General features: G+C 64.3%; 19 protein-coding genes. 12 read left to right on the top strand and 7 right to left on the bottom strand.

The window, feature by feature from the left end:
* Positions 1 to 59 precede the first annotated feature (59 nt).
* Positions 60 to 1478: an adenylosuccinate lyase gene (gene purB, locus OXU50_00285; protein ID MDD9868328.1), complete on the bottom strand. Its 1419-nt coding sequence runs from the start codon at positions 1476 to 1478 to the stop codon at positions 60 to 62.
* Between the two features lie 90 nt (positions 1479 to 1568).
* On the opposite strand from purB, the gene OXU50_00280 reads away from it, so the two are divergent.
* A complete protein-coding gene (locus OXU50_00280; protein ID MDD9868327.1) occupies positions 1569 to 2954 on the top strand; it encodes a class II fumarate hydratase in 1386 nt (461 codons plus the stop codon).
* A gap of 126 nt (positions 2955 to 3080) precedes the next feature.
* Here the strand turns inward: OXU50_00280 and acnA are convergent, their stop codons facing one another.
* Genes acnA through OXU50_00265 form a run of 3 tightly spaced genes read right to left on the bottom strand, consistent with a single transcriptional unit; the run spans position 3081 to position 7276 of the window.
* A complete protein-coding gene (acnA, locus tag OXU50_00275; protein ID MDD9868326.1) occupies positions 3081 to 5720 on the bottom strand; it encodes an aconitate hydratase AcnA in 2640 nt (879 codons plus the stop codon).
* 21 nt (positions 5721 to 5741) lie between these two features.
* Entirely contained in the window at positions 5742 to 6809 is a 1068-nt protein-coding gene (gene mnmA, locus OXU50_00270; protein ID MDD9868325.1) for a tRNA 2-thiouridine(34) synthase MnmA, read from the bottom strand.
* On the bottom strand, positions 6794 to 7276 hold the full coding sequence (locus tag OXU50_00265; GenBank protein MDD9868324.1) for an NUDIX hydrolase: 483 nt from the start codon (positions 7274 to 7276) through the stop codon (positions 6794 to 6796). The genes mnmA and OXU50_00265 overlap by 16 nt, the downstream gene beginning before the upstream one ends.
* Positions 7277 to 7419: 143 nt before the next feature.
* On the opposite strand from OXU50_00265, the gene clpS reads away from it, so the two are divergent.
* Positions 7420 to 7743 (top strand): ATP-dependent Clp protease adapter ClpS, encoded by a 324-nt coding sequence (gene clpS / locus OXU50_00260; GenBank protein ID MDD9868323.1) that lies wholly within the window; start codon positions 7420 to 7422, stop codon positions 7741 to 7743.
* A gap of 3 nt (positions 7744 to 7746) precedes the next feature.
* A complete protein-coding gene (gene clpA / locus OXU50_00255; GenBank protein MDD9868322.1) occupies positions 7747 to 10020 on the top strand; it encodes an ATP-dependent Clp protease ATP-binding subunit ClpA in 2274 nt (757 codons plus the stop codon).
* Between the two features lie 9 nt (positions 10021 to 10029).
* Here clpA and infA read toward each other — a convergent pair whose 3' ends face one another.
* On the bottom strand, positions 10030 to 10248 hold the full coding sequence (gene infA / locus OXU50_00250; protein ID MDD9868321.1) for a translation initiation factor IF-1: 219 nt from the start codon (positions 10246 to 10248) through the stop codon (positions 10030 to 10032).
* A gap of 49 nt (positions 10249 to 10297) precedes the next feature.
* On the opposite strand from infA, the gene fabD reads away from it, so the two are divergent.
* Genes fabD through holB form a run of 8 tightly spaced genes read left to right on the top strand, consistent with a single transcriptional unit; the run spans position 10298 to position 17122 of the window.
* A complete protein-coding gene (fabD, locus tag OXU50_00245; GenBank protein ID MDD9868320.1) occupies positions 10298 to 11242 on the top strand; it encodes an ACP S-malonyltransferase in 945 nt (314 codons plus the stop codon).
* Positions 11239 to 11994: a 3-oxoacyl-ACP reductase FabG gene (fabG, locus tag OXU50_00240; protein ID MDD9868319.1), complete on the top strand. Its 756-nt coding sequence runs from the start codon at positions 11239 to 11241 to the stop codon at positions 11992 to 11994. Before fabD ends, fabG begins: the two co-directional genes overlap by 4 nt.
* Positions 11995 to 12044: 50 nt before the next feature.
* Entirely contained in the window at positions 12045 to 12284 is a 240-nt protein-coding gene (gene acpP / locus OXU50_00235) for an acyl carrier protein (protein MDD9868318.1), read from the top strand.
* 52 nt (positions 12285 to 12336) lie between these two features.
* On the top strand, positions 12337 to 13578 hold the full coding sequence (gene fabF, locus OXU50_00230; GenBank protein ID MDD9868317.1) for a beta-ketoacyl-ACP synthase II: 1242 nt from the start codon (positions 12337 to 12339) through the stop codon (positions 13576 to 13578).
* Between the two features lie 25 nt (positions 13579 to 13603).
* Positions 13604 to 14437 carry an aminodeoxychorismate lyase gene (gene pabC, locus OXU50_00225; protein ID MDD9868316.1) on the top strand — a complete coding sequence of 278 codons (834 nt, stop codon included), beginning with the start codon at positions 13604 to 13606 and terminating at the stop codon, positions 14435 to 14437.
* 12 nt (positions 14438 to 14449) lie between these two features.
* The gene (gene mltG / locus OXU50_00220; protein MDD9868315.1) at positions 14450 to 15463 is read left to right on the top strand and encodes an endolytic transglycosylase MltG; all 1014 of its coding nucleotides are present in this window, start codon (positions 14450 to 14452) and stop codon (positions 15461 to 15463) included.
* Positions 15463 to 16122 (top strand): dTMP kinase, encoded by a 660-nt coding sequence (tmk, locus tag OXU50_00215; protein MDD9868314.1) that lies wholly within the window; start codon positions 15463 to 15465, stop codon positions 16120 to 16122. Before mltG ends, tmk begins: the two co-directional genes overlap by 1 nt.
* The gene (holB, locus tag OXU50_00210) at positions 16115 to 17122 is read left to right on the top strand and encodes a DNA polymerase III subunit delta' (protein MDD9868313.1); all 1008 of its coding nucleotides are present in this window, start codon (positions 16115 to 16117) and stop codon (positions 17120 to 17122) included. The genes tmk and holB overlap by 8 nt, the downstream gene beginning before the upstream one ends.
* Here the strand turns inward: holB and OXU50_00205 are convergent.
* Positions 17112 to 18278, bottom strand: a complete 1167-nt coding sequence (locus tag OXU50_00205; protein ID MDD9868312.1) for an aminotransferase class V-fold PLP-dependent enzyme — start codon at positions 18276 to 18278, stop codon at positions 17112 to 17114. The two genes, holB and OXU50_00205, sit on opposite strands and share 11 nt — an antisense overlap.
* On the opposite strand from OXU50_00205, the gene OXU50_00200 reads away from it, so the two are divergent.
* Positions 18279 to 19277 carry a L,D-transpeptidase family protein gene (locus OXU50_00200; protein MDD9868311.1) on the top strand — a complete coding sequence of 333 codons (999 nt, stop codon included), beginning with the start codon at positions 18279 to 18281 and terminating at the stop codon, positions 19275 to 19277.
* A gap of 74 nt (positions 19278 to 19351) precedes the next feature.
* Here OXU50_00200 and OXU50_00195 read toward each other — a convergent pair whose 3' ends face one another.
* Entirely contained in the window at positions 19352 to 19594 is a 243-nt protein-coding gene (locus OXU50_00195; protein MDD9868310.1) for a hypothetical protein, read from the bottom strand.
* Positions 19595 to 19816 lie beyond the last annotated feature (222 nt).

Raw genomic sequence — 19816 nt, 5'->3', positions numbered from 1 at the left:
CATCCGCCGGGCGGCCCGCACCGTCCGGCAATCAGAAAAAGACAGGAAGTCGGGCCGCGTCAGGGACTGCGGTTGCCGACCGCATCTTCAGCCGCTGACGGCAGTTTGTCCGCCGCGCCGCGCGCAAGGTCTTCGGCCAGGCCGGTGTAGGTTTGCGGCGTCAATGCCAGCAGTTGCTGCACGGCCTCGTCCGGCAAATCAAGGCCGCGGACGCAGGCCGCGAGGTCGTCCATCGTCATCTTGCGCCCGCGCGACAGCGCCTTGATTTTCTCGTAGGCGCCCTCGACACGGTGTTTGCGCAGCAGTGTTTGAATGGCCTCGGTCAGCACTTCCGGGTGCGCCGCCAGCGCGGCCTCCATCTGTGCGGGGTCGGCCTCGAGTTTGTCCAGCCCGGCGAGCACACTGTCGGCGGCGATGACATAGTGGCCGAAAAGGGTGCCGAGCGAGCGCATCGCGGTTGAGTCGGACAGGTCGCGCTGCCAGCGCGAAACCGGCAGTTTGTCGGACAGATGGCGCGCCAGCGCGCAGGCGATGCCGAGATTGCCCTCGGCGTTCTCAAAATCAATCGGGTTGACCTTGTGCGGCATCGTCGAGGAGCCGACCTCGCCCTGGGCCGCTTTTTGCACGAAGACGCCGATGGAGATGTAACCCCAGACATCGCGGCACAAATCCAGCAGAATGCGGCCCGCGTGGGCGGCGGCGTCCAGCAGTTCGACGAGGCCGTCGTGCGGTTCAATCTGCGTTGTGCAGGGCGCCGGGTGCAGCCCCAGCGAGCGGATCCAGCCGGCGGTCAGCGCGGGCCAGTCCACACCGGGGCAGGCCGCGTGGTGCGCGTTGTAGTTGCCGACCGCGCCGCTCATCTTGGCGGCAATCGGCGCGTTGGCGATTCTTTCCATCGGGCGGCGCAGGCGATGGACGAAAACGGCGATTTCCTTGCCCAAAGTCGTCGGCGACGCCGGCTGCCCGTGCGTCCTCGCAAGCATCGGCAGCGCCGCGTATTCCAGTGCGCGCGCTTGCAACGCATCGTGAATCGCGGCCAGGCGCGGCAGCAGGACTTCGGCGCGCGCACCCTTCAGCATCAGTCCCCAGGCCATTGAATTGATGTCTTCCGAGGTGCAGGCGAAGTGCAGAAAATGCGCTGCATCAAGCAATTCCGGGTTGTTCCTGCACTGTTCCTTCAGGTAGTATTCCACCGCTTTCACATCGTGGTTGATGTCGGCCTCGATTTCCTTGACGCGGGCGGCGTCGTTCTCCGAAAAGTCGGCGGCGAGCGCGTCGAGAAACGCAATCGCGGCGTGCGACAAGGGCCGCGCCCCGGCCACGCCATCGGTGCGCGACAGCAGCTTCAGCCACTCAATCTCGACCAGCACGCGGTGGCGTATCAGCGCGTATTCGCTGAAAAAACCGGACAGACAGGCGGTTTTCCGGCGGTAGCGGCCATCCACGGGGCCGACGGCGGTGAGAGGGGACAGATTCATCCGAATTCCTGCAAACAATTGATTATACTGCACCCCCCAATATCAACAATCCAACGACCTTAGCGACCATTCACCGGAGACAACAACATCATGACATCGTACCGCACCGTCAAGGACAGCATGGGGCAACTGCGCGTGCCGTCGGACAAGTTCTACGGCGCCCAGACGCAGCGCGCGATTAACAATTTTCCCATCAGCGGCCTGCGGATGCCGGCCAGTTTCATTCGCGCGCTCGGCCTGATCAAACTGTGCTGCGCCCGCGCCAACCGGCAACTGGAATTGCTTGAGCCGGGCCTCGCCGACGCCATCGAGCAGGCCGCGCGCGGCGTCGCCGACGGCGACTTCAACGAACATTTTCCGGTGGATGTGTTTCAGACCGGCTCCGGCACCAGTTTCAACATGAACGCCAACGAGGTCATCGCGCATGTCGCGTCGCAGGCGTCCGGCGCCGCGGTGCACCCGAACGACCATGTCAACATGGGGCAGAGTTCCAACGATGTCGTGCCGACGGCGATTCATGTCAGCGCCTGCCTGTCGCTGGAAGGCGTGCTGAGGCCCGGGCTGGAGCATCTTGCCGGCTGCATCGAGAGCAAAATGAAAACCGTCGCCGGCAAGGTCAAGACCGGGCGCACCCACCTGATGGACGCGATGCCGGTCGGCCTCGACCAGGAGATGGGCGGCTGGGCGCGGCAGGTGCGCTGCGGCCTGGAGCGGCTCGACGCCTCGCTGCCGCGGCTCAGGCAGCTGGCGCAGGGCGGCACCGCCGTCGGCACCGGCATCAACGGCCACCCGGACTTCCCGGCGCTGTTCTGCCGACTGATAACGCACGAGACCGGCATTGGGTTCACTCTCAAGCCCGACCTGTTCGAGGCGCTGAGCGCGCAGGACGCCGCCGTCGAGATGAGCGGCCAGTTGAAAACCGTCGCCGTCAGCCTGATGAAAATCTCAAACGACCTGCGGTGGATGAACTCGGGGCCGCTGGCGGGGCTTGGCGAAATTGAACTGCCGGCGCTTCAGCCCGGCAGCAGCATCATGCCGGGCAAGGTCAATCCGGTGATACCGGAGGCGGTGGCGATGGTCTGCACGCAGGTCATCGGCAACGACGCCGCCGTCACGCTGGCCGGGCAGTCGGGCAATTTCCAGTTGAATGTGATGATGCCGGTGATTGCCTACAACCTGCTGCAAAGCATCGAACTGCTGGGCAGCGCCGCGCGCGTGCTGGCCGACAAGGCGATTGAGGGCTTTGCCGTCAACGACGAGAAGCGCGAGGCGGCGCTCGCCCGAAACCCGATACTGGTCACCGCGCTGAACCGCGTCATCGGCTACGAAAAAGGCGCCGCCATCGCCAAGCGCGCCTACCGCGAGAAACGACCCATCCTTGATGTGGTGCTTGAGGAGACCGATTTGTCACGCGACGAAGCCGCCCGTTTGCTTGATCCGGAGAAATTGACCCGGCCAGGAGACAAGCCGGAGTAGAAATACCCTGATTCCGCCGCAACGGAAAACCGCCGCCTGTGCAGCGGCGGCACAAGCGGCGGAAGAGGTGGTGCGACGCCGGCCTGGTGTGGCCCCCGGTGGCCTCAGGCGGCCCTCAGGCGGCCCTCATGCAGCAAGTTGTTTCAGCACATAAGGCAGTATGCCGCCGTTCAGGAAATAGTCGCGTTCGCGCGGCGTGTCAATCCGAACCTTGACGCTGAACTGCTTCGTCGCGCCGTCGGCGGCGGTTGCTGTTACCTGCGCGGCGGAGCCGGGTTCGTCGGCGCCTTTGATGTCATAGGTCTCGCCGCCGTCCAGCCCCAGCGTTTTGGCGCTGTCGCCGTCGGCGAATTGCAGCGGCAGGATGCCCATGCCCACCAGGTTGGAGCGGTGGATGCGCTCGAAACTCTCGGCGATGACGGCGCGCACGCCTTGCAGCATCGGGCCTTTGGCGGCCCAGTCGCGCGACGACCCGCTGCCGTATTCCTTGCCGGCGATGATGATGACCGGCACCGATTCTTCCAGATAGCGCATCGCCGCGTCGTAAATCGTCATCGTCTCGCCGGACGGCAGGTGGCGCGTGTAGCCGCCCTCGGTTCCGGGCGCCAGTTGGTTTCGCAGGCGGATGTTGGCGAAAGTGCCGCGCACCATGACCTCGTGGTTGCCGCGCCTTGAGCCGTAGGAATTGAAATCCGCCGGCAGCACCTTCCTGTCTTGCAGATATTGCCCCGCCGGGCTGTCCGGCGCGATGGCGCCCGCCGGCGAGATGTGATCGGTGGTTACCGAATCGCCGAGCAGCGCCAGCACGCGCGCACCGCGAATGGCGCCGCCGGCGGGCGCGCGCGTTTTCTCAAAATAGGGGGGGTGGGCGACATAGGTCGAGTCCGGCCACGGGTAGAGCATGTCGGAACCGGCCTCCAGTTCGCGCCAGTCGTCGGTGCCGTCGTACACGGTGTCATACACCGAGCGGAATTGCCGCGGCGCCAGCGCCTGTGCCATGACGCTTTTCAGTTCGCCGCCGGACGGCCAGATGTCTTTCAGGAAAACCGGGTTGCCGTCGCTGTCGCGGCCCAGCGGCTCGGAATACAGGTCGGTGTGCAGATTGCCGGCCAGCGCGTAGGCGACGACCAGCGGCGGCGACGCCAGGTAGTTCATGCGCACGCTGGCGTGTATGCGGCCCTCGAAGTTGCGGTTGCCGGACAGCACCGCCACCGCCACCAGGTTGTTCTTTGCAATCGCGTCGGCGATTGCCTGCGGCAGCGGGCCGGAGTTGCCGATGCAGGTGGTGCAGCCGTAGCCGACGGTGTGGAAGCCGAGCGCCTTCAGCGGCGCCATCAGGCCGGCGTTTTCAAGGTATTCGGTGACGACGCGCGAGCCGGGCGCGAGCGAGGTCTTGACCCACGGCTTGACCTTGAGGCCGCGCGCCGCGGCGTTTTTCGCCAGCAGGCCGGCGCTCAGCATGACCGAGGGGTTGGAGGTGTTCGTGCACGAGGTGATGGCGGCGATGGCGATGAAGCCGTCGCGCAGTTCGGCCTCGCCGTTGTCCAGTTGCACCGGCACGGCGCGGTCGCCGCAGCGGTCTTTGATTTGCTCCAGTTCTTCCGAGAAATGCGCCTTGACGCCGGTCAGCGGCACCCGGTCCTGCGGGCGGCGCGGGCCGGCGATGCTCGGGATGACTTCGGCGAGGTCAAGGTGCAGTTCCTCGTCGTAGTCGGGCGCCTGGCTGTCGTCGCGCCACAGGCCGGTTGTTTTCATGTAGGTTTCGACCAGCTCAATGTGGCCGGGGTCGCGTCCGCTGAGGCGCAGGTACGACAGGGTTTCATCGTCCACCGGGAAGATGCCGCAGGTGGCGCCGTATTCGGGCGCCATGTTGGCGATGGTCGCGCGGTCGCCCAGCGACAGGTGGTCGAGGCCGGGGCCGTGGAACTCGACGAACTTGCCGACGACGCCGTGTTGGCGCAGTTGCTCGACGATGATCAGCACCAGGTCGGTGGCCGTCGTGCCTTCCGGCAACTCGCCCGACAGGCGGAAGCCGACGACCTTCGGAATCAGCATGGAAATCGGCTGCCCGAGCATCGAGGCCTCGGCCTCGATGCCGCCGACGCCCCAGCCGAGCACGCCGGCGCCGTTGATCATCGTCGTGTGCGAGTCGGTGCCGACCAGCGTGTCGGGGTAGGCCAGCGGCCCGTCTTCGGTCTGGCGCTCAAACACGATGCGCGCCAGGTATTCCAGGTTGACCTGATGGACGATGCCGGAGCCGGGCGGCACCACCTGGAAGTTGTCGAACGCCTTCTGCCCCCATTTCAGGAAGTTGTAACGCTCGCGGTTGCGCTCAAATTCAATCTTCGTGTTCAGGTCGAGGGCCTGGTCGCTGCCGTGCCGGTCCACCTGCACCGAGTGGTCAATGACCAGTTGCGCCGGTTGCAGCGGGTTGACGGCGGCGGGGTCGCGGCCCAGTTTCCGCATCGCCTCGCGCATCGCCGCGAGGTCAACAATGGCGGGGACGCCGGTGAAGTCCTGCATCAGCACCCGCGCCGGCCTGAAGGCGATTTCCTTCTCCGTGGACGCGCCGTTCACGCGCCGCCCGAGCAGCGCCTCGATGTCGGCGCGGGTGACGGTGACATCGTCTTCGTGGCGCAGCAGGTTTTCCAGCAGGATTTTCAGGCAGTAGGGCAGGCGCGCCGCCTGCTCAAGTCGGCTGACATCGTGGATTTGGCGGCGCCGCCCGCCGGCCCGGATTTCTGCAAGGGTGTTGAAACTGTTCATGAATCTGCTTGTTGGATTTGATTACTCAATGACCGCGCCGCCGAGACATTCCCGACCGCGATAAAACACAATGGATTGGCCCGGCGCGACCGCCCGCTGGGGCCGGCTGAAGACCACCTCGACCGCGTCCGCGTCCAGGTTGGCAATGATACACGATTGATCGCGCTGGCGGTAGCGTATCTTGCCCGTCAGGGGTTCGCCTGCGCGCGGCGCCTCGTTGATCCAGTGCGGCGCCGACGCCCGCAGGCGGTCGCGGAACAGCAGCGGATGGTTGGCGCCCTGGACGACGGACAGCGTGTTGCGGCGCACATCCTTTGCGGCGACATACCAGGCGTCGCCGCTGCCGTCGCGGGCGCCGCCGATGCCAAGCCCCTTGCGCTGGCCGATGGTGTAATACCAGCAGCCCTGATGGCGCCCGATGACGCACCCGTCGCGGTCCACGATGTCGCCGGGCCGGGGCGGCAGGTAGCGCGCCAGGAATTCGCGGAACTTTCTCTCGCCGATAAAGCAAATGCCGGTGCTGTCCTTGCGGTCGTGGCAGGCGAGGCCGTGCTCTTTGGCGATGTCGCGCACCTCGCTCTTGTGCAGTTCGGCCAGCGGAAAAACGGAACAGGCCAGGCTGCGCTGGTCCAGCGCGTAGAGAAAATACGACTGGTCCTTGTCCGGGTCCAGCCCTTTCATCAGGCGGCGGTGGCCGTTGCGGGCCTCAATTCGGGCGTAATGCCCGGTCGCAATCCGGTCGGCGCCGAGCCGCCCGGCGTGCTCGATGAAGGCCCTGAACTTGATTTCCCTGTTGCACAGGACATCCGGGTTGGGCGTGCGCCCGCGGCGGTATTCGGACAGAAACCGGGCGAACACATCGTCCCAGTACTCGGCGGAGAAATTGACGGTGTGCAGCGCAATCCCGAGGCGCCCGGCGACGCGGCGCGCCGAGGCGAGGTCTTCCGCCGCGGCGCAGTGCTCGTTGTCGTCTTCCTCCCAGTTCTTCATGAACAGGGCCTCGACGGCAAGCCCGCGGCGCTTCATCAGCAGCGCGCTGACAGCCGAGTCCACGCCGCCCGACAGCCCGATGATTATTTTTCCGGGCATCGGCGCGCGTCGCCGCGTTCATCAAGATAGGCGGCGGCTGACAGCGGCAGGCGCCGGCCCGCGAGACAGTCCTCGATGCAGCGCACGACCATGATGCTGCGAAAGCGCTGCGCCGGAAGCGCGCGGATTTGCCGCAACTCCAGCCAGTGCGCGCCGAGAATGCCGCGGTCGAGTTCGCGCGGCTGCGCGGCGGGCTGCGCGTCGCCGGCGAAGGCGACGCGGATGTAGGTGTCGCGCGCGCCGGGCTGCTGCCATTGGTAGAGACCGACGATGTATTGCGGCTTGAAATGATGCGCGGTCTCCTCCAGCGTCTCACGCACCGCCGCCTCGGCCAGGCTTTCGTTCTCCTCGAGGTGGCCCGCGGGCTGGTTGTAGAGGGGCCTGCCGTTGACCTCCTCCTCGACCAGCAGGAAGGAATCGCCGCGCCGCGCGATGGCGGCCACCGTTACATGAAGCATCCAACTCATTGACGGAGCGCGCATTCCGGCGCGGGTGCGGGGGTGAATCCGGCGCTTGCGGTTCTCATAATCTTCTATAATACCAGCGACGGTTCGGGCGCGGATATTGACCTTTGAGCCGGGAATTTATATTTTTACCGCAAATGATGACGATGCAACACGACATCCGGGAGCTGGAGCGGGCCGGCGAGGCGGCGCTCGAGCCGGCCCCGGTCAAGCCGAAGAGGCCGCCGATGTACAAAGTCCTGCTGATCAACGATGACTACACGCCGATGGAATTCGTCGTGCACATCCTGCAGCGCTTTTTCCGGATGAACCTCGACCGGGCGGTGCAGTTGATGCTGGCGATTCACAAACAGGGCAAGGGCGTGTGCGGGGTTTTCACCCGCGAGATCGCGGAGACCAAGGTGACGACGGTCAACAACTATTCACGCTCGAAAAAGCATCCGCTGATGTGCAAGATGGAAAAAGACTGAGCGATGTTTGACAAGAACCTGGAACGCACGCTGAACACGGTCTTTGAGGTCGCGTCCAGAAACCGCCATGAATATGTCACCGTCGAGCACCTGCTGTTCGGCCTGATCAAGAACCCGGAGGCCGCCGAGGTGCTGAGCGCCTGCGGCGTCAACCTGAAGGAACTCGCCTCCGACCTCGCCGCCTACATCAGCAAATCAACCCCGCGGCTGGAACTGCACGAGCCGGGCGACATTCAGCAGACCCGCGCGTTTCAGCGCGTGTTGCAGCGCGCGGTGTTTCATGTGCAGTCGGTGTCGCCGACGAGCATGGTCAAGGGCGAGAACGTGCTGGTTTCGGTTTTCAGCGAGCCGGAGTCGCAGGCGGTCTATCTGCTGGGCTGCCACAATGTCGAGCGCCTCGACATCGTCAACTACATCGCCCACGGCATCAGCAAGTATGCCGGCAAGGAGAACGAGGTCGCCGGCGTCGAGGGCGGCGAAAGCGGGCGCAGCGCGCGCAAGCCGCTTGAGCAGTTCACCCGCAACCTGAACGAGAAGGCGCGGGCCGGGCGCATTGACCCGCTGGTCGGGCGCGAGCCGGAAGTGGACCGGACGATACAGGTGCTGTGCCGAAGGAACAAGAACAACCCGCTGTATGTCGGCGAGCCGGGCGTCGGCAAGACCGCGCTGGCGGAGGGGCTGGCGAGGAAGATCGTCGAGGGCGAGGTGCCCGATGTGCTGAAAGACGCCGTCATTCACCTGCTCGACCTCGGCGCGCTGGTGGCCGGCACCAAGTACCGCGGCGACTTCGAGAAGCGCCTGAAGAAAATGCTGGCGCAACTGGAGAAGGAAAAGAATGTCATCCTGTTCATTGACGAGATTCACATGCTCATCGGCGCCGGCTCCGCCTCCGGCAGCGCGATGGACGCCTCGAGCCTGATCAAGCCCAGGCTGCAATCCGGCGAACTGCGCTGCATCGGCGCGACGACCTACCGCGAATACCGCGCCATCTTCGAGAAAGACCGCGCGCTGGCCAGGCGCTTCCAGAAGATAGACATCGAGGAACCGTCGGTGGACGACACCTACCGGATTCTGCTGGGGCTGAAGGAGTGTTTTGAGCGCTTCCACAATGTGCGCTATTCAAGGCAGAGCCTGAAGACCGCCGCCAGCCTGGCGTCGCGCTACCTGCACGACCGCCACCTGCCGGACAAGGCGATAGACCTCGTGGACGAGGCCGGCGCCTCTCTGCGCATCGGCTCGTCGTCCGCCGGGGCGAGGCCGCTGGTGCGCTCAAGCCACATCGAGGGCATGATCGCCAAAATCGCGCGGATACCGGCGAAGAGCGTCACCACCGACAACGCGAAGATGCTCCGCAACCTCGACCGCAACCTGAAGATGGTCATCTTCGGCCAGGACGACGCCATTGACACGATCGTCAACGCGATCAAGATGTCGCGCTCCGGCCTGAACGAGCCCGACCAGCCGGTCGGCTCCTTTCTGATGGCCGGCCCGACCGGCGTCGGCAAGACCGAGACCGCGCGGCAACTGGCCGCGAGCGCCGGCATGGAACTGGTGCGTTTCGACATGTCCGAATACATGGAGCGGCACACCGTCTCGCGCCTCATCGGCGCGCCTCCGGGCTATGTCGGCTTCGACCAGGGCGGCCTGCTGACCGACGCGGTGCTGAAGTTTCCCCAGTCCGTGGTGCTGCTTGATGAGATGGAGAAGGCCCACCCGGATGTGTTCAACCTGCTGCTGCAAGTCATGGACCACGGCCTGCTGACCGACGCCAACGGGCGCAAGGTGGATTTCCGCCACACGGTGCTGATCATGACGACCAACGCCGGCGCCGAGGCGATGAGCCGCGCGAGCATCGGCTTCACCGGGCACGACGACCGCGCGCCGGACTGTTCCGAGAGCATCAAGCGGGTTTTCTCGCCGGAGTTTCGCAACCGCCTCGACGCGGTGGTGCATTTCAGGCCGCTGGACAGGGAGATGATCCTGCTCGTCGTTGACAAGTTCCTGACGCAGTTTCAGGCGCAACTCGAAGACCGGAAGGTGCAACTGACGGTGGACGCCGATGTGCGCTCGTGGCTGGTCGAGAACGGCTTTGACAAGACGATGGGGGCGAGGCCGATGCGGCGCCTGATCGAGGAGAAACTGAAAAAGCCGCTGCTCGACGACATCCTCTTCGGCAAACTGAAGAAGGGCGGCGCCGCCCGCTTTGTGCTCGAGGACGGCGAAGTCCGCTTCCGCTGCGAGGCGCCGCGGAAAGAAAAAATCCGGTGCGGGGGCTGACGGCAGGGGCTATTTTTCGCGGTAGGTAATGCGCCCGCGGGTCAGGTCGTAGGGGCTCATCTCGACGGTGACGCGGTCGCCGGCAAGTATCCGGATGTAATGCTTTCGCATTTTTCCGGATATGTGCGCGGTGACAACATGGTCGTTTTCGAGTTTGACCCTGAACATCGTGTTCGGAAGGACCTCGACGACGACGCCCTTCATTTCAAAGTGCTCGCTTTTTGGCATCGTGTGGTTTTCTGGAAACGGCGTGCATTATAACCCAGGTTGAATCGGCATGCGGATATTGACGGACACGGCTTTTCTTTTCCCCGGACAGGGCGCCCAGCACACCGGCATGCTGAGGGAACTGGCCGCCGAACACCCGGAGGTGCGGGAAACCTTTGACGCCGCCTCCGCAATCCTCGGCAAGGACCTGTTCAAGATGGCGATGGACGGGCCGGAGGAGGCGCTGAACCGCACCGTCAACACCCAGCCGGTGATGCTGGCCGCCGGCGTCGCGGTGTGGAAAATCTGGAGCCGCCTGAGCGACGCCGTGCCGGCGGTCGCCGCCGGCCACAGTTTCGGCGAATACACCGCGCTGGTCTGCGCCGGTTCCATCGCCTTTGAAGACGCGGTCGCCATCGCCGCGCGGCGCGGCGAGTTGATGCAGCAGGCCGTCGCCGAGGGCCGCGGCGCGATGGCGGCGATCATCGGGCTGAAATCGCGGCAGGTGGTGGAGTTGTGCGCCGCGCCCGGCGGCGAACAGGTGGTCGAGGCCGTCAATTTCAACGCGCCGGCGCAGACCGTCATCGCCGGCCACAAGGCAGCGGTGGAAGAGGCGATGGCGCGGGCGTCGGCGCAGGGCGCGCGCAAATGCGTTCTGCTGCCGGTCAGCGTGCCCGCCCATTCCTCGCTGATGCGCGACGCGGCGCGCGAGTTCTCGTCGTTTCTCGAGGGCGCGGAAATCAGCGCGCCGGCGATCAAAATTCTTCACAATGTGGACGCGATGCCGCGTACAATACCCGGCGATATTTTTCGGGCATTGAGCGAACAACTTCACAATCCGGTGCAATGGGTCGCCACCATCGAGCGCATGGGCGAGGACGGCGTCGCGCGCTTCGTTGAACTGGGGCCGGGGCAGGTGCTGACGAACCTCGTCCGGCGCATCAACCGGCGGGCCGAATGCCACGCCGTCAACAGCCCGGCCGGCCTGGAGCGGGCGCTGGCGGAATCCGGATGACGGCGCAAGCGGCGGCAGGCGCGAAAACGGCGCTCGTCACCGGCGCCTCGCGCGGCATCGGGCGCGCGATTGCGCTGGCACTGGGCCGCGCCGGGCTGGAAGTCGTCGGCACCGCGACCGGCGACGACGGCGCCCGCGCCATCTCCGGTTTTCTCGACGGGGAAGGCGTTCGCGGCCACGGCGCCGTGCTCAGGGTGGAGCAGGCGGACTCGGTGGCGGCGCTGCTCAAGACGCTGGCCGAACAGGACCAGATGCCCGATGTGCTGGTCAACAACGCCGGCATCACCCGCGACAGCCTGCTGCCGAGGATGAGCGACGAGGACTGGGATGCGGTCATCAACACCAACCTGGGTTCGGTGTTTCGCCTGAGCAAGGCGTGCGTGCGCCGGATGATGAAAAAAAGGTGGGGGAGGATCATCAACATCACTTCGCTGACGGGCGCCGCCGGCAATCCGGGGCAGGCCAACTACGCCGCCGCCAAGGCCGGGATTACCGGTTTCAGCAAAAGCCTTGCAAAAGAACTGGGAACCCGTAATATCACCGTCAACTGCGTCGCGCCCGGCTTTATTGACACCGATATGGTGCGGGCGCTGCCGGAGAAATACCGCGAGGAGATTGTCCGCACCATCCCCGCGGCGCGCTTCGGCGAGGCGGCGGAAGTGGCCGAACTGGTGCGCTTTCTGGCTTCCGGGGCCGCCGCCTACATCACCGGCGAGACCGTCCACATCAACGGAGGGTTGTACATGGCCTGACGGCCAAAAGTTGTTTTCAACGACTCAACAGTAACAAGGAGACTATTTCAATGAGTGATATAAAAGACCGGGTCCGCAAAATCGTGGCCGAGCAGCTGAGTATCGAGGAAGACAAGGTCACCGAGGATGCTTCCTTTGTCGATGACTTGAACGCGGACTCGCTGGACACGCTGGAACTGGTGATGGCGCTGGAGGAAGAATTCGAGTGCGAGATACCGGACGAAGAGGCCGAGAAAATCACGACGGTGAAGCAGGCGGTTGACTACATCGAGAAGCACATAAACGCCTGAGCGCCTTGCGGGCGTTCTTTTCCCCCGTCTCTTCACCATCCGCGGAGTTCGTGTGCACAACAGACAAGTGGTCGTCACCGGCGTCGGTGTCGTGTGCCCGGTCGGGGCCGCCGTTGACAAGGCGTGGGAGGCCGTCGTCGCCGGGCGCAGCGGCGTGCGGAAAATCTCGTCCTTTGACGCTTCCGGTTTGCGGGTGCGGATTGCCGCCCCGGTCGAGGGGTTCGACGCCGATACCTACATCCCCGAAAAAGAGCAGAAGCGCATGGATCTGTTCATCCATTACGGCATCGGCGCCGGCGTTCAGGCGATCGAGGATTCGGGGTTCGAGGTCACGGAGCAAAACGCGCCGCGCATCGGCGTCGCGGTCGGCTCCGGCATCGGCGGCCTGCCGCTGATCGAGGCCAACCACACCGCCTGCATCGAGGGCGGCGCGCGCAAGATATCGCCGTTTTTCGTCCCGGGCAGCATCATCAACATGATCTCGGGCAACCTGTCCATTCTGTACGGCCTGCAAGGGCCCAATTTCGCGATTGTCTCGGCCTGCGCGACCGGCAACCACAACATCGGGGAATCGGCGCGCATGGTCGCGCGCGGCGACGCCGACATCATGATCGCCGGCGGCGCCGAGATGGCGACATCGCTGCTCGGCGTCGGCGGTTTCGCGGCGGCGCGCGCGCTGTGCGCGTCGCACAACGACGACCCCGAACGCGCGAGCCGCCCGTGGGACCTGGACCGCGACGGCTTCGTCATCGGCGACGGCGCCGGCGTCGTCGTCCTTGAGGAGCGCGAACACGCGCAAAAGCGCGGCGCCAACATCTACTGCGAACTCGCCGGATACGGGGCTTCCAGCGACGCCCACCACATCACGCAGCCGGTTCCCGGCGGCGCCGGCGCCGCGCGCTGCATGCAAAACGCGCTGCAAGACGCCGCGCTGAACCCCGGCGAGGTGGATTACATCAACGCGCACGGCACTTCGACGCCGCTCGGCGACCAGGCCGAAAGCGACGCCGTCAAATTGGTCTTCGGCGATCACGCGCGGAAACTCGCGATGAGTTCGGTCAAGTCCATGATCGGCCATCTGCTGGGGGCCGCGGGCGGGGTCGAGGCGGTGTTTTCGGTGCTGTCTTTGAGAGACGGGGTGATGCCGCCGACCGTCAACCTCGACACCCCGGATCCGAAGTGCGACCTGGATTATGTGCCGAACACCGCGCGCAGGGAAAACCTGCGGTGCGTGCTGTCCAATTCCTTCGGTTTCGGGGGCACCAACGCTTCCCTGGTGTTTCGCGCCGTCTGAAATCACCGGCGCACACCTTTCGACCATGCCTCCGGTTTTGATCAACGGAAAACCGGGCGGCGCGATTGCCGTGACCGACCGCGGGCTTGCCTACGGCGACGGTGTTTTCGAGACGATTTCGGTCGCGGACGGCGCGCCCCGTTTCTGGCCGCGTCACCGCGCGCGCCTGCGCGACGGCTGCCGCAAACTGGCCATCGCCTTTGACGACTGGCGCGCCCTTGACGAGGAAGTGCGCCGCCTCGCCGCCGGCAGCGGCGACGCCGTCGTCAAGGTCATCGTCACCCGCGGCGGCGGCGCGCGCGGGTACCGCCCGCCGCTTCCGGCCAAGCCGACCCGCATTGTCACCGCGCTGCCGCCGCCGGATTATCCGGACGATTTCCGGCGCCGCGGCGTCGCCGCAAGATTCTGCCGCAAGCGCCTCGCCGATGATCCCGACCTGGCCGGCGTCAAGCACCTGAACCGGCTGGAGCAGGTGATGGCGCGGATGGAATGGCGGGACGAATACCAGGAGGGCGTCATGCTCGACGCGCGCGACCGGGTGATTGAAGGCACGATGAGCAATCTCTTCACCGTGGAGGATGGCGGCCTGCGAACCCCGCTGCTGGACCGCTGCGGCGTCAGCGGCGTGATGCGCGGCTGGATTATCGAGGCGTGCCGGCGGCGCGGCATTCCGGTTCAGGAGACCCGGTTGTCGCGCGAGGATTTGCTGCGGGCCGACGGCGTTTTTTTTTGCAATGTGCTGATTCGCGCCTGGCCGGTTCGCCATCTGGAGGGCGCGCGTGATTACGATGTGCAGTCGGTGCACGGCTTGCTGCACGATTTGTTGCAAAAACTGCCCGCCGCCGGCGCGGAGGACTGACCGGTGAGGCGGATGAGCGGGGGGCGTCTTGCAATCGCCATCTGCGCCGCCGCCGCGCTGCCGGCGGGCGCCGCTTTTGTTTGGGACTTTTACCGCAGTCTCCACGCCGTGCCGTTGACGAACACGCAACAGGTGGACTGGGACATCGCCGAAGGCAGTTCATTCAACCGCGTCATCGCCGGCATGGAGCGGGCGGGGTTGATCGCGGACAGAAAGCCGGTGCCGGTGCGTTTCTACGCGGCGCTGTACGCGAGGCTCGGCGGACTTGAGGGCAGCATCAAGGCGGGAAGATACCGGATTGAACCGCGCATGACGCTGGCCGGGTTTCTCGACATGGCGGCGAGCGGCAAGGGCGTCCTCGAGCGTCTGCGCATCATCGAGGGGGCCACGCTCAGGCAGGTTCTGCAGACGATGCGGCGGCACCGGGCGATTGAAACGGTGGCCGCCGACGCCGAAGAGATCAGGAAGCATCTCGGCGTGGATCATCCATCGCTTGAGGGCTGGTTCTTCCCGGACACCTATTTTTTCAGCGCCGGCGCCGCCGATGTGGATTTGTTCCGGCAGGGATACGAAAAAATGACGCGGACGCTGGAGTCCGTCTGGCGCGAAAGAGCGCCCGGCCTTCATCTTGCGTCGCCTTACGAGGCCCTGATACTCGCCTCCATCGTCGAGAAGGAAACGGCGAGAGACGACGAGCGCCGCCGGATTGCCGGCGTGTTTCTGTCGCGGCTTGAGAAGGGGATGCTGCTGCAGGCCGACCCCACCGTCATTTACGGCATGGGCCTGCAATTCGGCGGCGACATCAGGAAAAAAGACCTGAAGGCCGACACGCCGTACAACACCTACCGCCGCAAGGGGCTGCCGCCGACGCCGATTGCGATGCCGGGGCTTGCGTCGCTGCAAGCGGTGCTGCACCCGGAAAAGACCGGCGCGCTATACTTCGTCAGCAGGGGCGACGGCAGCCATCATTTCTCGAAAACCTACGGCGAACACCGCAAGGCCGTCGCCCGCTACCAGTTGAAGTAATGCAACGCGGAAAACTGATCACCCTTGAAGGGATAGACGGCGTCGGCAAGAGCACGCAGGCCGAAGCCCTGGAATCGTTTCTCAGGCGGCGCGGCGTGGAGGTCAGGAGAACCCGCGAGCCTGGCGGCGTACCGATGGGAGAGGCCATCCGGCGCATGCTGCTGGAGCAGGAAAAGGGCCTGTCCGGCCTCGCCGAATTGCTGTTGTTTTTCGCGGCGCGCGCCGAGCATGTCCGCCGGGTCGTGCAACCGGCGCTGGAGCGGGGGCAATGGGTGGTTTGTGACCGCTTTATTGACGCGAGTTACGCCTACCAGGGCGGGGGCCGCGAAATTCCGTCCGAACGGATTGATGTGCTGGCCGAATGGGTCGCGCCCGGCCTGTCGCCCGATTGGACGATACTGCTGGATTTGCCGCCTGAAAAAAGGCACAAGGACATTCCCAGCACCCAGTATGAGTTGCTGCGCGCAGGCAAAACGCCGGACAATTTTGAATCGCAGGGCAAGGCGTTCGTTGAGCGGGTGCGAAAGACTTATCTTGAACGGGCCGGGCGCGAACCCGCGCGGTTTGCAGTGATTGACGCCGCCCGGGACAGGGAACAGGTCGGCGCGGAAATCATCGCGCTGGTGGTCAAACGCTGGCCGGAGATTGGCGATGAATAACCCGGTCTATCCATGGCAGCGTGCACAGTGGGACAACTGGCTGCGGATGCTGGCGGCGGGGCGCGTGCCCAACGCCTTGCTGCTGAGCGGGCAGGACGGCTGCGGAATGGAAGAATTTGGTTCCGCTCTCTGCCATAGTCTGTTGTGCCAAAGTGAAAAAGACAGGCCCTGCGGCGGCTGCAAGGGGTGCCGTCTGCTGGCCTCGGAGAATCATCCGGACTATCTTTCGATTGTCGCCGAGAAGAAAGAAATCAAGGTCGCGCAAATCCGCGAACTGGCCGACTTTTTCTCGTTGAACCGGCATTACGGCCAATACCGGGTCGCTTTTATCCCGCGGGCCGACAGCATGAATTACGCCGCCGCCAACAGTCTTCTGAAGACGCTGGAAGAGCCGCCGGACGGGGGCGTCATCGTCCTGATTTGCAGGCGCCTGGCGAAACTGCCGGCCACGATACGCAGCCGCTGCCGCAAAATCCGTTTTCCGCTGCCGGGCGACGAGGCGGTCGAGTGGCTGGCCGGGCGGCTGTCGCTGGAGACGGAGCAGGCGCGGCGCCGGCTTGCGTTGTTCGGGTTGCGGCCGCTGGAGGCCTCGAAGAAGGCCGAGAAAGGGATTGACCGGGAAAAATTTCACGATGAACTGGCGCAGTGGCTGTCGGCCAGGGCGCCGCTGTCGGATCTTTCCGGCATTGTGGAGCGCTGGAACGAACAGCCGTCTCCGCTGATTCAGCAATGGCTGCTGGAGGAATTGCAGCAGATTGTCCATGCCGCCTTTGTCCATGGCGCTTTCGACGCCGCGCCCGCGGCGCCCGCCGCGAATCCGCCGGCGCATCCGCCCGTGAATCCGCCCATGAGTCCACCCATGAGTCCACCATTTGAAAGCCTGCAAAGACTGCACGGGCGGCAGGTTCAGCGCTGCCGGTTGGCCGACAGCAACAGCCTGAACCCGCGCCTGCTGCTGGAAAGCGGTCTGCTTGAATGGCACAAGGCTTTCAGCCGCTGAAATCGTGGAGGCATTCAAGCGCCCGGTCGAGAACTTCCCGCGGCGTGTAGAAATGCGGCGACAGGCGAATGCCGCCGCCTCTGCACGCGCACAGCACGCCGGCTTTTGACAGTTGCCGGTGCAAGGCCCCGGGTTCTCCCCGCCGCGGGCGCACCGTCAGAATGCCGCCGCGCCGGTGTTCTTCCGCCGGCGTCAGCGATTGAAAGCGGTCTTGATCAACGCCGCCGGCGAGGTGCGAAACATTGGACGCGACTTCGCTGAAAACCCGGTCGAGGCCGGTGTCAAACAGCAGGCCGAGGCTGGCGTGCAGCGCATGGATGCCGAGCGAATTGAGGCTGCCGCATTCAAACCGCCGGGCGTTGCCAACCTCGGCCCACGAGGCGAGCATGGCCTCGCCGTAAAGCGAATCATAGTCGCCGGGGTCTTGCAGCATGCCCCAGCCGTACTGGTGCAGTTTCAGGGTTTTCAGATGACGGCGCCGGCAGTAGAAACAGCCGACGCCCTCGGGCGCCAGCATCCACTTGTGCCCGTCGGCGGCGAGGAAGTCGATTTGCGAGGCCTGCACATCAACCGGCGCCGCGCCGAGGCTCTGGATGGCATCCACGCAGAGCAGGGCGCCCGCTTCCCGGCACGCCTTGCCGAGCACATCCAGGTCCATGCGCCAGCCGGTCGCATACTGGATTGAACTGACCGTCAGCACCCGCGTCCGCCGGTCCAGTCGGCTGAGCAGCGCCTGCTCCGGCGAAGCCCCGCCGTGCAAATCAACCGTGCGCACCTCGACGCCGAAGCGCTTGTGCAGCGATTCCCAGACGATGCGGTTGGACGGAAACTCCTGCATGCCGACAACGACATTGTCGCCTTGCTGCCAGTCCAGCCCGTAGGCGACCAGCGACAACCCTTCCGAGGTGTTCTTCACCAGGGCGATTTCATCCGCGGATTCGGCGTTGATCAGATTGCGAAGCATCTCGCGCAACGCACCGGCGGTTTCTTCCCAGGCCTTGTAATGCAACGCGCCGCAACTCGCGTTTTCGCGCGCAAAGTCGCAGACGACATCGGCTGTGCATTTCGGCCACGGCGCGACTCCGGCGTGGTTCAGGTAGGCGACGCCTTCCTGAATCGGAAACTGGCCGTTGATTGCAGTTATAATGTCCGGCATATGTCGTTTTTTCCAGCCATTCGGATGTTGTTGTCGGCGGCCTGCGGGGTGGCGCTGCCGGTTGCGTCCGCGCTCCCGGCGACTTACGGGTTCGACCCGAATCATACACTAATCGGCGCGCTGCAAAAGGTCGTGATTCAGCCGCAAGACACGATACTCGGCATCGCCGAGGAATTCAGCCTCGGCATCGAGGAAATCCTCGAAGCCAACCCGGGAATTGACCCGTGGGTGCCGGGCGAGGGCAATTCGGTCGTTCTGCCGAGCCAGTTCATCCTGCCGCGCCCGTCATTCCGCGGCATTTATGTGAATCTTGCCGAAATGCGGATTTATTACTACGACCCGAAACCGGCCTCCGGCGAAGAAAAAAAGGTCAGGACATACCCGATCAGCATTGGCCGCGGCGACTGGCAGACACCGGTTTCAAAGGCGAAGGTCATTGACAAGATTGTCAACCCGACCTGGTATCCGCCGGCCAGCGTGCGGCGCGAGCACGAACTGATGGACGACCCGCTGCCGGCTTCGGTGCCGCCGGGCAAGGACAATCCGCTGGGAAAATACGCGCTGCAACTGAACCTGCCCGGCTATTTCATCCACGGCACCAACCGCCCGTATGCCATCGGCCTGAAAGCCACCCACGGCTGCATCCGGATGCGCCCGGTGGATATTCAGGACTTCTTCGGGCTGATCGAGCGCGGCACGCCGGTGACGATACAGTTTCAGCCGTTCAAGAGCGCTCTTGTTGACGGCGTGGTGTACCTCGAGGCGCACGGGCAAGGGCAGGCCGGCGTGATGGACCGCTACCTCGGGCAGGCCATACGCGAAATCAGCCGGCTGACGGAAAAGCGGGCGATACCGGTTGACTGGGAACTGCTCGTCAGCACGGCGAAACAGGGGGCCGGCATCCCGGTGCCGCTCAACCGCGGGGCCTCCATCGCCCCCAAGCCGGTGCAGCGCGCTCCCGGCGCAGCCGCGCAATCGGCGGCGGAATACATTTTTTGATTTTTGGGAGAAGGGAATAAGGACAAAAAAGGGGCCTTGCGGCCCCTTTAAGCAAAAAGCAAATGAAGTGATGTTTATTTCATCATCTGCTTCATTTTGCTTTTGCCGACCATTCTCGTCATGGCTTGCTCCATCTGAGAGGCTTTAATCATGGCTTCACTTGCCATTTCCTTGGCCCGGGCGGAAGAAGTCTCGATCGAGTTGAGCTGATATTGCATTTCAGACATCTGCTCTTTCATGTCGTGCATCATCTGCATATTCGAGCAGCCAGTCAGGACCAGCGCGCTGCAAGCAACCGTTAAGTAAAGCTTTTTCATAGTAAGTAGAACTCCGAAGTTTTGATTTGGTGTAGAACCGAGAGTTGCGAAGGTTAGACGCAAACCGCCTTCAACGCAAGTTCATTTGCAAATTCATTTTACCTGCGGCGTCCGGGCGCCTCAATATCTAATTCGCATAATGTATATTATGTCAAATAGCAGATTGGACAGGCGCCAGCCCGTGGACAGGCCGGGAACCCTTTATTCATAAGGGTTTTCAAG

The organism is Gammaproteobacteria bacterium, from assembly GCA_028817225.1.
GTDB lineage: Bacteria > Pseudomonadota > Gammaproteobacteria > Poriferisulfidales > Oxydemutatoraceae > Oxydemutator.
The sequence above is the reverse complement of the archived record's forward strand: the minus strand, read 5'-3'. Positions and strand labels throughout refer to the sequence as shown.

What these genes read in the sequence shown, in the direction of transcription:
- purB (MDD9868328.1), bottom strand. Translation starts at nt 1,478, where the DNA reads ATGAATCTGTCCCCTCTCACCGCCGTCGGCCCCGTGGATGGCCGCTAC.
- OXU50_00280 (MDD9868327.1), top strand. Translation starts at nt 1,569, where the DNA reads ATGACATCGTACCGCACCGTCAAGGACAGCATGGGGCAACTGCGCGTG.
- acnA (MDD9868326.1), bottom strand. Translation starts at nt 5,720, where the DNA reads ATGAACAGTTTCAACACCCTTGCAGAAATCCGGGCCGGCGGGCGGCGC.
- mnmA (MDD9868325.1), bottom strand. Translation starts at nt 6,809, where the DNA reads ATGCCCGGAAAAATAATCATCGGGCTGTCGGGCGGCGTGGACTCGGCT.
- OXU50_00265 (MDD9868324.1), bottom strand. Translation starts at nt 7,276, where the DNA reads ATGAGTTGGATGCTTCATGTAACGGTGGCCGCCATCGCGCGGCGCGGC.
- clpS (MDD9868323.1), top strand. Translation starts at nt 7,420, where the DNA reads ATGCAACACGACATCCGGGAGCTGGAGCGGGCCGGCGAGGCGGCGCTC.
- clpA (MDD9868322.1), top strand. Translation starts at nt 7,747, where the DNA reads ATGTTTGACAAGAACCTGGAACGCACGCTGAACACGGTCTTTGAGGTC.
- infA (MDD9868321.1), bottom strand. Translation starts at nt 10,248, where the DNA reads ATGCCAAAAAGCGAGCACTTTGAAATGAAGGGCGTCGTCGTCGAGGTC.
- fabD (MDD9868320.1), top strand. Translation starts at nt 10,298, where the DNA reads ATGCGGATATTGACGGACACGGCTTTTCTTTTCCCCGGACAGGGCGCC.
- fabG (MDD9868319.1), top strand. Translation starts at nt 11,239, where the DNA reads ATGACGGCGCAAGCGGCGGCAGGCGCGAAAACGGCGCTCGTCACCGGC.
- acpP (MDD9868318.1), top strand. Translation starts at nt 12,045, where the DNA reads ATGAGTGATATAAAAGACCGGGTCCGCAAAATCGTGGCCGAGCAGCTG.
- pabC (MDD9868316.1), top strand. Translation starts at nt 13,604, where the DNA reads ATGCCTCCGGTTTTGATCAACGGAAAACCGGGCGGCGCGATTGCCGTG.
- mltG (MDD9868315.1), top strand. Translation starts at nt 14,450, where the DNA reads ATGAGCGGGGGGCGTCTTGCAATCGCCATCTGCGCCGCCGCCGCGCTG.
- tmk (MDD9868314.1), top strand. Translation starts at nt 15,463, where the DNA reads ATGCAACGCGGAAAACTGATCACCCTTGAAGGGATAGACGGCGTCGGC.
- holB (MDD9868313.1), top strand. Translation starts at nt 16,115, where the DNA reads ATGAATAACCCGGTCTATCCATGGCAGCGTGCACAGTGGGACAACTGG.
- OXU50_00205 (MDD9868312.1), bottom strand. Translation starts at nt 18,278, where the DNA reads ATGCCGGACATTATAACTGCAATCAACGGCCAGTTTCCGATTCAGGAA.
- OXU50_00200 (MDD9868311.1), top strand. Translation starts at nt 18,279, where the DNA reads ATGTCGTTTTTTCCAGCCATTCGGATGTTGTTGTCGGCGGCCTGCGGG.
- OXU50_00195 (MDD9868310.1), bottom strand. Translation starts at nt 19,594, where the DNA reads ATGAAAAAGCTTTACTTAACGGTTGCTTGCAGCGCGCTGGTCCTGACT.